Genomic DNA, 15,049 nt, shown 5'->3' with positions numbered 1-15,049 from the left:
CCCCGCTGGTGCAGGTGCTGCTGGTGCTGCAGCAGGACCTCGTCCGGCCCCGGGAGGCGGGCGCCCTCCGCCTGGGCGAGCACGATCTGCCCCGCGCCGCCGGCCGAGGCTCGGCAGGACAAGATCCATTACCGTGCGTGCCCCTCCCGGGTTGCTTTTGGGTTACGCATCTCACCGCGATGCACCCGGATCGTGCCTTCGACGTCCTCTCTGTGACGGTATGTAGCAGGGGGAGGGGTCTTCGATGGGGCTGCGCTCGGCACGGTGGGTACGGCGACCGGGCACCTGGTTCACCGTCCTCGTCGCCCTCGTTCTCACCGGCGTGCTGATCACGGCCCTCGGGCGCGGGTCCGCCCGGCCCGCCTCGCCGGACGCCGGCCCGCCGCCCGCGCCTCCCACCACGTCCACCACGGCCCCGCCCGTGGCCAAGGACCCGGAGTGGCTGCGCCCGCTGCGCCCCGGCGAAAAACCGCCGCAGTTCGTGCTCTTCTCCTTCGACGGGGCCGGCGCGCACGAACACTGGAGCCGCTACCTCGCCCTCGCCAAGACCGTCAACGCCCACTTCAGCGGTTTCCTCTCGGGCATCTACCTGCTGACCGACGAGCAGCGGCAGCGCTACACCGGGCCCGGACACAAACCGGGCATGGCCTCGATCGGCTTCGGCGGCAGCGCCGGCGAAGTGGCCACCCGCGTCCAGGACCTCAACGCCGCCGTCGCCGCGGGGCACCAGATCGGCACCCACTACAACGGGCACTTCTGCGCCGGCGCCGAGCCGAGTGTCGGCCGGTGGACCGCGCAGGGCTGGACCGACGAAATCGGCCAGTTCAGCCGCTTCGTCGAAGACGCCCGCGAACACCTCGGCCTGCGCCTGTCCGCCAAGGACGTCACCGGCGGCCGGACGCCGTGCCTCGAAGGCAACTGGGCCGCGGCCTTCCCCGCCATGCGCGACGCCGGCTACACCTTCGACTCGAGCCAGCCCTCCGACGGCGTCAAGTGGCCGACGCGGCTGGACGGCATCTGGGAGTTCTGGATGCCGTACGTGAAGGTGCCCGCGCTGCACAAGAAGGTCATCATGATGGACTACAACCTGTGGTACCAGCTCGGCCACTCCAAGAACGACGCCGGGCAGTACACCCAGGCCACGCTCGAGACCTACCGCGGCGCCTACCAGGCCGCCTTCGACGGCAACCGGGCTCCGCTGGTGATCGGCAACCACTTCAACGACTGGGCGGGCGGGGCCTTCTCGCGGGCGGCGGAAGGCTTCATGGGCGAGGTGTGCGCCAAACCCGAGACGGTCTGCGCCACCTACGCGGAGGTCACGAAGTGGATGTCGCTGCAGGACCCCGCGGTCCTCGACCGGTACCGGTCGATGCCGCCCGCCCAGGCCGGCTGACCGGAATCCGGCGGCGCGATCACTTCGGTCACCGGCGTCCCCCGCCTGGTTGTTCCCCGGCCGAGTCCGGAGCGGCGCTCCTGTCAACACCGGGTGACACTGTGCTCGAACGAGTTAGACAGCCCCGCTCGATTGTGTGCTCTCCTCCGAACCGCGACCGGTTGATCGCCTGGCAAACGTTCCTACTCATGTGACGAAGAACAGCCCGGTCCGGCCGGATGAGGCCGGACGCCGCGAAGCGGCTGAGCGTGCAATCATAGCAAACAATCCATACCTGATCCGCATCTGCTCGAGCCTGTGCAGAAACAATGGATACGCCGACGAACTCGCCCAATACGTCAGGATCAAGTTGTGGCAACGTTACTTGGGGGGCGAAGAGCTGGAATACCCGCGACCATGGATCTTCGTGGTCGCGCAGCGTCACATGTTCGACCTCGTGCGAAAAGCCAATCGAGAACTCGCATCGCCAGCAGGGAATAAAGTCGACCTTGACATCGAACTGAATCCTTTACGATCCGCGCGAGTTGCCGCAGATTTCAGAGCTTTACTCGACAGGCTTCGGAAATTATTCGAAGACAGGGAATCTTTTGAAGCCTACCTTGAAAACAGCCTGCAAGATTGGTCGGACCACACGGTCGCAACCCTTTCGGACACCTCTTACGAAGCAGCAAGATCAGCGAGGAGGCGCATCGAAGGCGCCGTCACCGAACGCCTGGCGGCGCTTTGCCTGATCGACTGCCCCGGTGCTTATGAGGATCGCTGCGACATACCGCAGAGGATATACGTCCGACATGGACGCAAAGAATCACCGCAGCTCTATCGCGAGGTCCGGAAACACATAAACAAATGCCCCAAGTGCGGCGTCCACAGCAAGGACAGGCAGCCCCTCTACAACAAGATCCGAACGATTCCCCTTCTTCTGACACCCCCGAAATCGGTGCGCGACTGGTTCACCAACGCGAGCGTTCCCGCGAAAGCGGCGACAGCGGCCTGCATCACCGCTGGATCCTTGACGATCATCTCCTTGATTGGTCTCACTCCGGCACCGCCGCCGGTGACACCGGCGACACCGGCCCAAGGCCGGCCACCGGCCCCGGCACCCGAGCTGCCCGCGCCCCCGGCTCCGATCGAGCAGCTGCCCGTCCCGCCGACGAACCGACCGAAGTCGACGGATCCCGACGTGCGTCCGAACGTCGAACGCACCGATCCGCCGGCGGCCGCAACGCCGACAGCAGGGACATCTCCCCCGCCGGACGGGAACTCCCGAGCCACCGCACCGGCCACTCCCGGGAGCCGTGACGATCGGGCGCCGGTGGTCGCGAGCAGGTGGATCGAACGCCGGTTCGTAATCGCAGCAGGGACACACGAGTGCTGCGACGAACCGAAAGAAGCCGAGGTACGGGTCACAGTCGACCGGAGGGCGAGAGAGGTGGAGATGGTTCTGTCCACCGCCGGCCGAACCATCGTCCAGCCGCTGAACGGCGACCACGTCGGAACGACCTGGCGCGGAAAGATCGGCCGTTTCGCCGACCCGCACCTGCAGGGTCAGTACGCGCTGCAGATCCACGTCGTCGACCTGGACGGGACCGGATCGACCCAGCCGTTCGACACCTTCGACATCCAGGCCTGCCGCCGCACCGGCCAGAACTAGCAGAGGACCACACTGGAAGAGGAGGACGACAAGAGGTGATCGAGGTGTTCCCCACCGATCCGAAGCTGGTCCGTTCCAGCGGCGGGACAAGCGGAGGTATCTCAAGTTCGTTGCCGAGACGAAACTCCGTCTCGCGATCCGATCCGAGCGCCCGATCCGGCTGGACGGGCGTTCTTCGTATCCAGCACCGCACCGGGGCGAGCGGGTCACGGCGTCGGCGGCTGCCGCCTGCCTTCTGATCCACGTTGGGGGCGAATCTCGGCGGCCCGTGAATCGCCGAGAGACGCAAGGACGGCCGAAGCCTCCCGCCGGCCGGCAGCGGACTCCTCGACCTGACCGGTCCGTTCGAGCGACGCCGACAGGGTCAGCAGCGCTTCGGCCAGGTCGCGCCCGTGGTCGCCCAAGGTCCGGTGGATGCCGATCGCGTGCCGGCAGAGCCGGATGGCCGTCGCGTGTTCACCCATGCCTTGCCGCGCCAGCGCGGCGGTGTGCAGGGCGTACGCCTCGCCCGGCTCGTCGTGGGCTTGCCGGCGCAGCGCCAGCTCCCGATCAGCGTGGCGCAGCGCCGACGGGAAGTCACCCAGCCGGGTGTGGATACGACTCAGGTTGGCGTGGACGACGGCCTCCGTGCGCCCTTCGCACAGCCCGGAAGACAGCGGAAGGGCCGCCAAGTAGTACCTTCGCGCCTCCTCCAGTCGCTCCTGGGCGAGGCGGACCCAGCCCAGACCGGCCAGCGCGTCGACCCGGCGCGCCGGGTCTTCGGCCAGCTCCAGGGCAGCCGCGTAGTCGTTCTCGGCTTCTTCGAGACGCCCCAGCGACCAGAGCGTCTCGCCGCGCAGGACGTGGAAGAGGGTTTCGAGCGCGCGGGGCCCGGTGAACCGCGCCGCGGTGAGCCCCGAGGACAGCAGTTCGAGGTAGATGCGGGACAGGCCGGGCCCCTGCCAGGACAGGAAACGCAGGCTCGCCGCCAGGGCCGTGACGAGTTCGGGCAGCCCAGTGGCGGCCGCGCGATGCACGGCCGCGATCGCCGTCGCCTGCTCTTCGGAAAGCCACGCAAGTGCCTCCGCTCGTCCCGCGAAGACGGGAAGTTCTCCCGACGGAACAACCTCTGTGGGAGTGACGCCGGCCAAGGCCGGGAACGCCGCGCGGTCCGCGTGCTGCACCGCGGCGGCGTACCAGGTCAGCACTCGCCGCGTGGTTCCCCGTCGCTGATCGATCGGGTCACTGTCTTCGGCTCGGCCTGCGGCGTAGGCGTGCAGCAGATCGTGGATCCGGTACCGCAGGTTCCCGATCGGCTCGATCAGGTGCCGTTCGGCCAGCATCTCCAAACAGTCGTACGTCGTCGCCGGATCGAGGGCGGCCAGGGCCGCGGCCGCTCGGACACCGAACTCCGGTCCGGGATGCAGGCCCAGCAGCCGGAACACCCGGGCGGGTGCCGCCGGCAGCCGGGCGTACGACCAGTCGAACACCGACCGCATCGCGCCGGCCAGGCTCCGGGTGGCCGGAGCACGCCGGGCGGTGATGTCCGCCGCGACCTCGACGAGGGAGTCGTGCGGGCGGGCGATCGCCCGCGTCGCCGCGATGCGCACGGCCAGGGGAAGGCCGCCGCACACCCGGATCAGCTCGGCGACCGCCTCGGGCTCGGCGTCGGTGCGGTCGGAGCCGACCAGCCCACGCAGAAAAGCCAAGGCCTGGCTGCCGGTGAACGGCTCGACGGTGACCAGGCGGGCCGCTCGGAAGACCATCAGTTCGGCCAGGACGTTGCGGCTCGTCACGATCGTCATGCAGCCGGGCGCGCCGGGGAGCAACGGCTGCACCTGGCCGGCGTCGATCGCGTTGTCGAGCACGACCAGGACCCGCCGCTCGGCGAGGACCGATCGGTACGTTGCCGCCTGATCGTCCAGCTGCGCCGGTACCGCTGCCCCGGAAACACCGAGTGCGGAGAGGAAGGACGTCAAGACGAGCTCGGGTGCCAGCGGTACGGCAGGTCCGTAACCGCGCAGGTCGGCGAACAGCGTTCCGTCCGGGAAGCCGGGTTGGGCCCGCTGCGCCCAATGGATGGCCAGGCTGGTCTTGCCGGCGCCGCCGGTGCCGCTCACGACGGCGACCGTTGCCCCCGCCGGAGTGCCGTCCGGCGGGGGAAGCAATGCATCCAGTGCGGCGATCTGCTCGGCACGGCCCGCGAAATCCCGGAGCCCGGGCGGCAGCTGGCGTGGGATCTGCCGGGGGTGCTGCGGCTGCGGCAGGATCACCTGCCGGACGGTCCCCGCCTGCACCACGGAACCGGCAACGCTGCCGCTGATGGCGTTCCCTGTGGTGTGCTCGCCGGTCACCCGGGCAATTTTGCGTTCTCCCGCCGAGGTTTGTCGACATCGGGCCGTACCACGGAGACGAGGGTAGCGCGCCGGTGAACCCCCCTGTCCCGGCGCGACGCGACGCGACCCGCGCCTGGGACACACGAACGTCGTGGGCCCAGGACATGAGCCGCCACACTGCCGAGGCGGGGCACCGGGATACGGCCGAAATCCGCCCGCGAGTCGTATGCGGCCACGCCCGGGCACGCGCCGGCGGCCGGCAGCCGGCAGCCATCGCCGACCACGCCGCGATCCTGTCGCCGACCGGAACCGACCACCGTGTGACGTTGGCCACCGGCGTTTCTCCCCCGCGGCGGTTTCCTCGGCAAACCCGGCCGGACCGGGCGCGGCGCCGGGAATCTGCGTACGTTGACATCGAAATGCGGGCCGCTGCCCGTATCGTCTGTGACCAACCGCTTAGTAGGCTCGCTCGCGCAAGCCTGCTTCTCAACGACGAGGAGGTCCCCCGTGACCGATTCCCCTTCCCGTGTCGCCGTGGTCACCGGTGCCGGCCGCGGCATCGGTGCCGCCGTCGCGGCACGGCTGGCCGATGACGGTTTCGCCGTCGGGCTGCTGGACCTGGACGAGGCCGGTGTCAAGCAGGGCGCCGAGGCCATCGTCGCCAAGGGCGGCAAGGCCGTCGGCGTCGCCCTCGACGTCAGTGACGCCGAGCAGGTCGAGTCCGCCGTCGCGCGGGTCGCCGACGAGCTCGGGCCGCCGGTCGTGCTGGTCAACAACGCCGGCATCACCCGCGACAACCTGATCTTCAAGATGACCGAGCAGGAGTGGGACTCCGTGCTCGACGTGCACCTCAAGGGCTCCTTCCTGATGACCCGCGCGGTGCAGAAGCACATGACCCAGGAGAAGTACGGCCGGATCGTCAACCTGTCGAGCACGTCGGCGCTGGGCAACCGCGGCCAGGTCAACTACTCCGCCGCCAAGGCCGGCATGCAGGGCTTCACCAAGACCCTCGCCATCGAGCTGGGCAAGTTCAACGTCACCGCCAACGCGATCGCGCCCGGCTTCATCGCCACCGACATGACCGCGGCGACCGCCGAGCGGCTCGGCATGGGCTTCGAGGATTTCAAGGCCGCCGCCGCGTCGCAGATCCCGGTGCAGCGCGTCGGCACGCCCGAAGACATCGCGCACCTGACGTCGTACCTGGTCAGCGAGGGCGCCGGGTTCGTCTCGGGCCAGGTCATCTACGTCGCCGGCGGACCGAAGGACTGAGGCCGATGCGGGAGTTCCAGAACCTCGACGAGTTCGCCGCCGCGGCCGGCGAGCACCTCGGGTACAGCGAGTGGATGACGATCACCCAGGAGCGCGTCAACCAGTTCGCCGACGCCACCGACGACCACCAGTGGATCCACGTCGACGAGCCGATGGCGGCCGCGGGCCCGTTCGGCGGCACCATCGCCCACGGCTTCCTGACGCTGTCGCTGCTGTCGGCGTTCGGCCCGAAGATCTACCGGGTCAACGGGATCAGGATGGGGATCAACTACGGCCTCAACAAGGTCCGCTTCCCGCAGCCGGTGAAGGTCGGTTCGAAGGTGCGGGCCGGGGCCGAGCTGGTGGAGATCACCGACGTCCCGGGCGGCAAGCAGGCGGTTTCGCGGTGGACCATCGAGATCGACGGCGAAGCGAAGCCCGCGTGCGTCGCCGAGTGGGTGACGCGGTTCCTCGCGTGACACCCCCGGGAAGCGGCACTTTCCCCGGGGATGTGCCGCTTCCCGGAGGTCTCTGTACGTCATACCGACTAGTCGGTATGCTCTGCGGAAAGCATGAGGAGGTTGGATGAACCCGCCAGGACTCGACCTGGGCCGCCTGCGCGCCCACCTGGACGCACAGCGCCCCGGCCTGGTCGCCGGGGAGCTGACCGCGGACGTCGTGGAGGGCGGCCGGTCGAACCTCACCTACGTGGTGGGCGACGGCCGCTCGCGCTGGGTGGTGCGCCGCCCGCCGCTCGGGCACGTGCTGCCCACCGCGCACGACATGAGCCGCGAGTTCCGGGTGATCTCCGCCCTGCGTGACACCGCCGTGCCGGTGCCCGAAGCGCTGCTGCTCTGCGAGGACTCCGACGTCGTCGGCGCGCCCTTCTACGTGATGAGCTTCGTCGAGGGCACGCCGTACCGGACCGCGGACCAACTGGGCGAGCTCGGCCCCGAGCGCACCCGGGCGATGGCCGACGCGCTGGTCGACACGCTCGTCGCCCTGCACGCGGTGGACCCCGCCGCCGTGGGCCTGGGCGACTTCGGCCGGCCGGAGGGCTTCCTGGAGCGGCAGCTGCGGCGGTGGAAGAAGCAGCTGGACGCCTCCCGCAGCCGGGACCTGCCGGGCGTCGACGAGCTGCACGACCGGCTCGCGGCGGCGGTGCCGGTGTCCGGCACGCCGTCGATCGTCCACGGCGACTACCGCCTGGACAACGTCCTGGTCGACGCCGGCGACAAGATCTCCGCGGTGCTCGACTGGGAGATGTCGACGCTGGGCGACCCGCTGACCGACCTCGCGCTGCTGGTGGCCTACGCCGAGCGCGACAAGGTGTCGCTGCCCTTCGTGTCCAACGCCGGCTCGGCACCCGGCTACCCGTCGGCCGACGAGGTCGTGCGGCGCTACGCCGAGCTGTCCGGGCGGGACGTCTCGCAGCTGGACTGGTACGTCAGCTTCGCCTTCTTCAAGCTCGCTGTGATCCTGGAGGGCATCTACTACCGCTTCAGCAAGGGCCAGACGGTCGGGGCGGGTTTCGAAGGCGTCGGGGCCGGGGTCGCGCCGCTCATCGCGCACGGCAACGAGATTCTTAAAGAGGAGAAGTAAATGGACTTCGCGTTCGACGAGAAGACCGAGGAGCTGCGCGGGAAGCTCCTCGAGTTCATGGACTCGCACATCTACCCCGCCGAGCCGGTGTTCGAGCAGCAGCTCGCCGAACGCGACGACCCGTGGGCCATCCCGCCGGTCGTGGAGGAGCTCAAGGCCGAGGCGCGCAAGCGCGGCCTGTGGAACTTCTTCCTCCCCGGCGAGCGCAGTGTTGGTGCCTCCAATGCCGGCAGGCATGGGCAGGGCCTGACCAACCTCCAGTACGCGCCCCTGGCCGAGATCACCGGCCGCAGCATCCGGCTCGCGCCGTCCGCGCTCAACTGCGCGGCCCCGGACACCGGGAACATGGAAGTGCTGGCCATGTTCGGCTCCGAGCAGCAGCAGAAGCAGTGGCTGGAACCGCTGCTGAACGGCGAGATCCGCTCCGCCTTCGCGATGACCGAGCCGGACGTCGCCTCCTCCGACGCCCGCAACATCGAGACCGCGATCCGGCGCGACGGCGACGAGTACGTGATCAACGGCCGCAAGTGGTACATCTCCGGCGCGATGAACCCCGCGTGCAAGATCTTCATCGTGATGGGCAAGACCGATCCCGGAGCCGCGCCGCACAAGCAGCAGAGCATGATCCTGGTCCCCCGCGACACCCCCGGCGTCACGGTCAAGCGCGGCATGCACGTCTTCGGCTACGACGACAGCGACCACGGCGGCCACGCCGAGGTGCTCTTCGAGGACGTCCGCGTGCCGGTGGAGAACCTCATCGCCGGCGAGGGCGACGGATTCGCGATCGCCCAGGCCCGGCTCGGGCCGGGCCGCATCCACCACTGCATGCGCGCCATCGGCATGGCCGAGCGCGCACTGGAACTCATGTGCCGCCGCGCGATCTCGCGCGAGGCGTTCGGCAAGCCGATCGCCCAGCAGGGCGTGGTGCAGGACTGGATCGCCGAGTCCCGCGTGCGCATCGAACAGCAGCGGCTGCTGGTGCTCAAGACCGCGTGGCTGATGGACACCGTCGGCAACCAGGGCGCGCACACCGAGATCCAGGCGATCAAGATCTCGACACCGGCCGCGGTCGAGTGGATCCTCGACAAGGCCGTGCAGGTGCACGGCGCGGGCGGCGTCAGCCAGGACTTCCCGCTGGCCGCGATGTGGGCCGGGAACCGCACGCTGCGCCTGGCCGACGGGCCGGACGAGGTCCACAAGCGCTCGCTGGCCCGGCGCGAACTGAAGAAGTACCTCTCGGAGGGCGCGAAGTGACTGTCACCGCCGAAGACCTGACCCGCCAGGCGACCGAATTCCTGGCCTCGCACGGCCCTGCGTCGACCGGCACGCTGGAGTTCCTCCGGGCCCGGTTCGACGCCGGGCTCGCCTGGATCCACTTCCCCGCCGGGCTCGGCGGGCAGAACGCCCCGCGCGCCCTGCAGTCCGTTGTGGACAACGTGTTCACGGACGCGGGCGCGCCAGACAACAACCCGCGCCGGATCGGCATCGGCCTCGGCATGGCCGCGCCGACCATCCTCGCCTTCGGCACGCCGGAGCAGCGCGAGCGCTTCCTGCGTCCACTGTGGACCGGCGAGGAGGTGTGGTGTCAGCTGTTCAGCGAGCCCGGCGCCGGCTCCGACCTCGCCGCGCTCGGCACCCGCGCCGTCCGCGACGGCGACGACTGGATCGTCACCGGCCAGAAGGTGTGGACGTCCGGCGCGCACGAGTCGCAGTGGGGGATCCTGGTCACCCGCACCGACCCGGACGTGCCCAAGCACCAGGGCATGACGTACTTCCTCTGCGACATGACCGCCCCCGGCGTCGAGGTCCGGCCGCTGCGCCAGATCACCGGCGAGGCCGAGTTCAACGAGGTCTTCCTGACCGACGTCCGCATCCCCGACACCCAGCGCCTCGGCGCGGTCGGCGAAGGCTGGAAGGTCGCGCAGACGACGTTGATGAACGAGCGCGTCGCGATCGGCGGGCACGTCCAGCCGCGCGAAGGCGGGCTGATCGGGATCGTCGCGAAGACCTGGCGAGAGCGGCCCGAGCTGCGCACGCCGGAGCTGCGCGACCGCCTGGTGAAGCATTGGGTCGAGGCCGAGACGCTGCGGCTGGCCGGCACCCGGCTGCGCCAGCAGCTGGCGGTGGGCGCGCCCGGGCCGGAGGGTTCGGCGATGAAGGTCGCCTTCTCCGAGCTGAACCAGGCGCTGACCGGCCTGGAGGTCGAGTTGCTCGGCGAAGAAGGCCTGGCCTACGACGACTGGACGTTCCGGCGCCCGGCGATCGTCGACTTCACCGGCCGTGAAGCCGGCTACCGCTACCTGCGCGCGAAGGGCAACTCCATCGAGGGCGGCACCTCGGAGGTCCTGCGCAACATCATCGCCGAGCGCGTGCTGGGGCTGCCCTCGGAGCCGCGCGTCGACAAGGACGTCGCCTGGAAGGACCTCCCCCGATGACCGACCTGCTCTATTCCGACGTCGAAGAGGACCTGCGGGCCTCGGTCCGGGACCTGCTCAAGGCCAAGGCCGGCGGCGAAGCGCTGCTGGCGCGCGTGGAGACGGCCGAGCCGTACGACCTGAAGCTGTGGCACACGCTGGCCGACGAGGTGGGCGTGGCGGGGCTGGCCGTGCCGGAGGAGCTGGGCGGCCACGGCGCGTCGGCCCGCGAGGTCGCCGTCGTCGCCGAAGAGCTGGGCCGCAGCGTCGCGCCGGTGCCGTTCCTCGGCAGCGTGGTGCTGGCGACGACGGCGCTGGTGCACGTCGGCGCGCGTGAGTTCGTCGGCAAGCTGGCGGCGGGTCAGGCGATCGGCGCGCTGGCCGTGCCGCTGTCGACCGCGCCGGGCGCGGGCTTCCCGTCGTCGGTGACGGCTTCCCCGGACGGCACGCTCTCCGGCCGGGTGGGCACGGTCGCCGACGCCTCGGTGGCGGACCTGCTGGTCGTCCCGGCCGCCGGCCCGGACGGCCCCGCGCTGTACGTCGTCTCGTCCACCGACGCCACGGTGTCGGAGCTGGTGTCGTTCGACCTGACCCGGCGGGTGGCCGACGTGACGCTTTCGGACGCCCCGGCCACGCTGGTCGCCTCGGGCCCCGAGGCGGCCGCGGCGCTGGAGCAGGCGCTGCTGTTCGGCGCGGGCATCCTCGCGTCGGAGCAGACCGGCGTCGCCGAATGGGCGCTCACCGAGACGGTGACCTACCTCAAGGGCCGCTACCAGTTCGGCCGCCCGGTCGGCGGGTTCCAGTCGCTCAAGCACCGGCTGGCGAACCTGTACACGGACCTGGTCCTGGCCCGCGCGGCCGCCCGCAACGCCGCGGACGCGCTGGCCACGGGCACCGACGTGCCGATCGCGGTGGCGGTGGCCCAGGCCCGCAACGCGCCGATCGCGGTGAAAGCGACGGAGGAGGCCATCCAGCTGCACGGCGGCATCGGGATGACGTGGGAGCACCCGGCCCACCTGTACCTGAAGCGCGCCAAGGCGGACGAAATCGCCCTCGGGACGCCGGGCCGGCACCGCGCCCGGCTGGCGGACCTGATCGACCTGCCCGCCTGACGTCCCGGAAGCGGCCCGTTCCCGGCGGGGAATGGGCCGTTTCCGCGTTCTGCAACACATTCGGCCGTGCCGCCCGGAACGATGGCTGCCGTAGGCTGGTTGCCATGGCGCAGGCCATCCAGATGCACCTCAACCAGGCGCTGATGCGCATTCCCCGGCGGGCCGAAAGCGTGGACCGTTCGACACTGGCCGCGACCTACGTCGCCGCCGGATCTTTTTCCGCGATGATCAATTCCGCCGATCACCAGATCCTGTTCGGCCGCCGCGGCACCGGAAAGACGCACGCGTTGCTCCACCTGCAGGAGCTGGTCGAGCGCACCGGTGATCTCGCGATCCACCTCGACCTGCGGACGATCGGCTCCACCGGCGGCCTGTACGCCAACACCGCGCTGAGCCCCGCCCAGCGCGGCACGCAATTGCTGGTCGACACCCTCGAAGCCGTGCACGACCGGCTTTTCGCCTTCGCCGTCGACGGCGATTTCCCGGACACGTTGCTGCGCGGCCTCGACGCGCTGGTGGCCGCGGCCACCGAAGTGGAAGTCATCGGCGAAACGGAACAGGAACAGACTTTCGGAGACGCCGTGGAACGGGAATGCACGGCGGAATTGTCGGTGACGGCGAAAGGCGGCGCCCGGGCTTCGGCGCGGCACCGGGCTTCGGCCACCGCGTCGAGCCGCCGCAAACGCACCGGTGTCGAGCAGCACCGCGTGCTGTTCGGCCCGCTGAGCCGGGCCGTGCAGGCGGTGGCCGACGGTGTCCGGCCCGCCCGGCTGTGGTTGCTGCTCGACGAATGGAGCAGCGTGCCCGTCGACCTGCAGCCGTTCCTGGCGGACCTGCTGCGCCGCAGCGTCCTGCCCACCCGGGGGGTCACGGTGAAGATCGCCGCGATCGAGCACCGCGCGCGCTTCTTCGTCCCGCTCGACGACGACTACCTCGGCATCGAGGTCGGCTCGGACGCGGCGTCCGCCGTCAGCCTCGACGACGCCCTGGTCTTCGACCAGTCGCCGGAGGCGGCCCGGGCGTTCTTCCGGGAGCTGTTCGCCAGCCACGCCCGGCCGATCCTGGCCTCGATGCTGCCGGCGGCGGTGCCCGGCGACTTCGTCGACGCCGCCTTCCACCGCGGCGCGTTCCCCGAGCTCGTCCGGGCGGCGGAGGGCGTCCCGCGCGACGCGATCAACATCGCGGCCCTGGCCGCCCAGCAGGCCCACGACCGGCGGATCACCCTGGCGCACGTGCGCCGGGCGGCCCGTGACTGGTACCTGCGCGACAAGCAGTCGGTGATCAGCCGGGACGCCGGCGCCGACCGGGTCCTCGGCCTGCTGGTCGACGAAGTGATCGGCCGGCGCCGGTGCCGGACGTTCCTGCTCCCGGCCCGGGACCGCCCGGCGGCGATCGACACACTCTGCGACGCGCGGCTGCTCCACATCCTCCGGCGCGGCGTCGTCGACCCGCGCCGCCCGGGACGGCTGTACGACGGGTACGCCATCGACTACGGCTGCTACGTCACCCTGCTCGGGAACGCCGACTCCGCGAAGCACCTCCCGGCCGACGTCTTCACGTTCGACAAGGCCGTGGTCGACCTGGGGCGACTGGCCGCGAATTCGTGAAGAAAATTCAGTTTCTTTCGGAATTTTCGCTCACCTGAGCGAAAATTCTGTGAGCCAGGCCACTTCGCGGGCAAAAGGGTGACAAAAATGCCCTTCTTCCCATGGTTCTCGCGGACTCCCGGATCTAACCTGTGCGCCATGGAAACAGCCGTCGCGCCGGCCGACACCGGCGCGCTGGAGCGATTGACCGTCACCGTCGGCGATCACCACCACAGCGCGCTCGCGGCCGGGCCCGCCTCGGGCGAACTGGTCCTGCTGCTGCACGGCTGGCCCGAGTTCGCCGACTCCTGGACCGAGCAGCTCCACGCCCTCGGCGAGGCGGGCTACCGCGCGCTGGCCGTCGACCAACGCGGCTACGCGGCGGGCGCGCGCCCGCACGGCGTCGAGCACTACACGCTCGACCACCTGGTCGGCGACGCCCTCGCGTTCGCCGGCAGCCAGGGAGCGGACCGCTTCCACCTGGTCGCCCGCGACTGGGGCGGCATGGTGGCCTGGGCGCTGGCGGCGGCCCACCCGGCCCGCCTCCGGTCCCTGACCGTGCTGTCGACCCCCCACCCGGCGGCCCTCCAACGCGCGGTGGCCACCGACGACGGCCAGTCACACGACCTGGGTTACATCCGCTTCTTCCGCCGCGAGGAAGGCAAAGCCGAGAAATACCTCTTACGCGACGAAGCCGCGCAATTACGGGCTGTTTACAGCCGGCGGATTCCGAAAGCAATCGTCGAAGGCGCGGTGGCCCGCCTTTCGGAACCGGGCGCCCTCACGGCCACGTTGAATTGGTACCGCGGAGCCACGAACGACGAGTTCGACATCCCGGCGGGCCGCATCAAGGTCCCGACCCTGTACCTGTGGGGCCGCGAGGACCCGTACCTGGGCCAGAGCGCGGCGGAGCAGACGGTCCACCACATCGACGCGGAGTACCGCTTCCAGATCATCGAAGGCGCGAGCCAGTGGATGGCGATGGAGGCGCCCGACGAGGTGAGCGCCCTGCTGCTGGACCACTTCCAGCGCCACTAGCGGGTGCGCACAGGTCGTTGAGCGAGGTCCCGGTGACGGTCTGCCGACGCGGCCCTAGCCCACCGGCGGCCGCAGGGCGTCCAGCAGCAGGTCGGCGTAGTGGTCGCCGATCTGCCGGGCCGTCAGCGACCCGCTTCGCCGGTACCACGACCCCAGGTGGTGCACCGCCCCGAAGAAGAAGTCCACCACCACGTCGGCCGGCTTGTCGGTGCGGAACTCCCCCGAGGCCTGCCCCTCCTCGACCAGCCCGCGGAACCGCTCGTGGTACTTCCGCCGCTCGGCCCGCACCGCCTTCTGCTTGTCCGGGGACAGCTGGTGCATCGACTGCAGGAAGATCGTGTTGTCGTCCAGGTTGTCGATGCTCGACACCACGACGTCGGACGCCGCCGCCGCGAGCCGCTCGCGCAGGGGCGCGTCCGAGGACGCCACGCTCTCCAGCTGGCGGGTCTGCTCGCGCAGCACGCGGGCGTAGATCTCGTAGAGCAGGTCGTCCTTCGAGCCGAAGTAGTGGTACATCGCGCCCTTGGTGACGCCCGCCGCCTCGACGATCTCCTGCACCGACGTGCGGTCGAAGCCCTTCTTGGCGAACAGCTTCGTGGCGTGCTCCAGCAGCCGCCGGGGCACGGCCGCCTGGTCGTCGCCGGTGGCCTCGCCCGGCTTGCGGGTGCTTGCTCGAGTCACCGCAGGACC

At 70.2% G+C, this 15,049-nt stretch carries 12 protein-coding genes; 10 read left to right on the top strand and 2 right to left on the bottom strand.

The window, feature by feature from the left end:
- Nucleotides 1-244 precede the first annotated feature (244 nt).
- Nucleotides 245-1,393: a polysaccharide deacetylase gene (locus tag ACWED2_RS44815; RefSeq protein ID WP_449696614.1), complete on the top strand. Its 1,149-nt coding sequence runs from the start codon at nt 245-247 to the stop codon at nt 1,391-1,393.
- Between the two features lie 190 nt (nt 1,394-1,583).
- The gene (locus tag ACWED2_RS44810) at nt 1,584-3,044 is read left to right on the top strand and encodes a sigma factor (RefSeq protein ID WP_449696613.1); all 1,461 of its coding nucleotides are present in this window, start codon (nt 1,584-1,586) and stop codon (nt 3,042-3,044) included.
- Nucleotides 3,045-3,250: 206 nt separating this feature from the next.
- Here the strand turns inward: ACWED2_RS44810 and ACWED2_RS44805 are convergent, their stop codons facing one another.
- Nucleotides 3,251-5,377, bottom strand: a complete 2,127-nt coding sequence (locus ACWED2_RS44805) for an ATP-binding protein (RefSeq protein WP_449696612.1) — start codon at nt 5,375-5,377, stop codon at nt 3,251-3,253.
- A 489-nt stretch (nt 5,378-5,866) separates the two neighbouring features.
- Here ACWED2_RS44805 and fabG point away from each other — a divergent pair, with 489 nt between their 5' ends.
- The 8 genes from fabG (at nt 5,867) to ACWED2_RS44765 (ending at nt 14,359) form a co-directional block, all read left to right on the top strand.
- A complete protein-coding gene (gene fabG, locus ACWED2_RS44800; protein WP_449696611.1) occupies nt 5,867-6,628 on the top strand; it encodes a 3-oxoacyl-ACP reductase FabG in 762 nt (253 codons plus the stop codon).
- Nucleotides 6,629-6,633: 5 nt separating this feature from the next.
- The gene (locus tag ACWED2_RS44795; RefSeq protein WP_449696610.1) at nt 6,634-7,086 is read left to right on the top strand and encodes a MaoC family dehydratase; all 453 of its coding nucleotides are present in this window, start codon (nt 6,634-6,636) and stop codon (nt 7,084-7,086) included.
- Between the two features lie 106 nt (nt 7,087-7,192).
- A complete protein-coding gene (locus ACWED2_RS44790) occupies nt 7,193-8,209 on the top strand; it encodes a phosphotransferase family protein (RefSeq protein WP_449696609.1) in 1,017 nt (338 codons plus the stop codon).
- Entirely contained in the window at nt 8,210-9,463 is a 1,254-nt protein-coding gene (locus tag ACWED2_RS44785) for an acyl-CoA dehydrogenase family protein (protein WP_449696608.1), read from the top strand.
- The gene (locus ACWED2_RS44780; protein WP_449696607.1) at nt 9,460-10,644 is read left to right on the top strand and encodes an acyl-CoA dehydrogenase family protein; all 1,185 of its coding nucleotides are present in this window, start codon (nt 9,460-9,462) and stop codon (nt 10,642-10,644) included. Before ACWED2_RS44785 ends, ACWED2_RS44780 begins: the two co-directional genes overlap by 4 nt.
- Complete coding sequence (locus tag ACWED2_RS44775) at nt 10,641-11,735, top strand: acyl-CoA dehydrogenase family protein (protein WP_449696606.1); 1,095 nt, start codon at nt 10,641-10,643, stop codon at nt 11,733-11,735. The genes ACWED2_RS44780 and ACWED2_RS44775 overlap by 4 nt, the downstream gene beginning before the upstream one ends.
- Nucleotides 11,736-11,839: 104 nt before the next feature.
- A complete protein-coding gene (locus ACWED2_RS44770) occupies nt 11,840-13,342 on the top strand; it encodes a hypothetical protein (protein ID WP_449696605.1) in 1,503 nt (500 codons plus the stop codon).
- Between the two features lie 138 nt (nt 13,343-13,480).
- Nucleotides 13,481-14,359: an alpha/beta fold hydrolase gene (locus ACWED2_RS44765; protein ID WP_449696604.1), complete on the top strand. Its 879-nt coding sequence runs from the start codon at nt 13,481-13,483 to the stop codon at nt 14,357-14,359.
- 54 nt (nt 14,360-14,413) lie between these two features.
- Here the strand turns inward: ACWED2_RS44765 and ACWED2_RS44760 are convergent, their stop codons facing one another.
- Complete coding sequence (locus ACWED2_RS44760) at nt 14,414-15,040, bottom strand: TetR/AcrR family transcriptional regulator (protein ID WP_449696603.1); 627 nt, start codon at nt 15,038-15,040, stop codon at nt 14,414-14,416.
- Nucleotides 15,041-15,049 lie beyond the last annotated feature (9 nt).

The organism is Amycolatopsis sp. NPDC005003, from assembly GCF_053600695.1.
The sequence above is the reverse complement of the archived record's forward strand: the minus strand, read 5'-3'. Positions and strand labels throughout refer to the sequence as shown.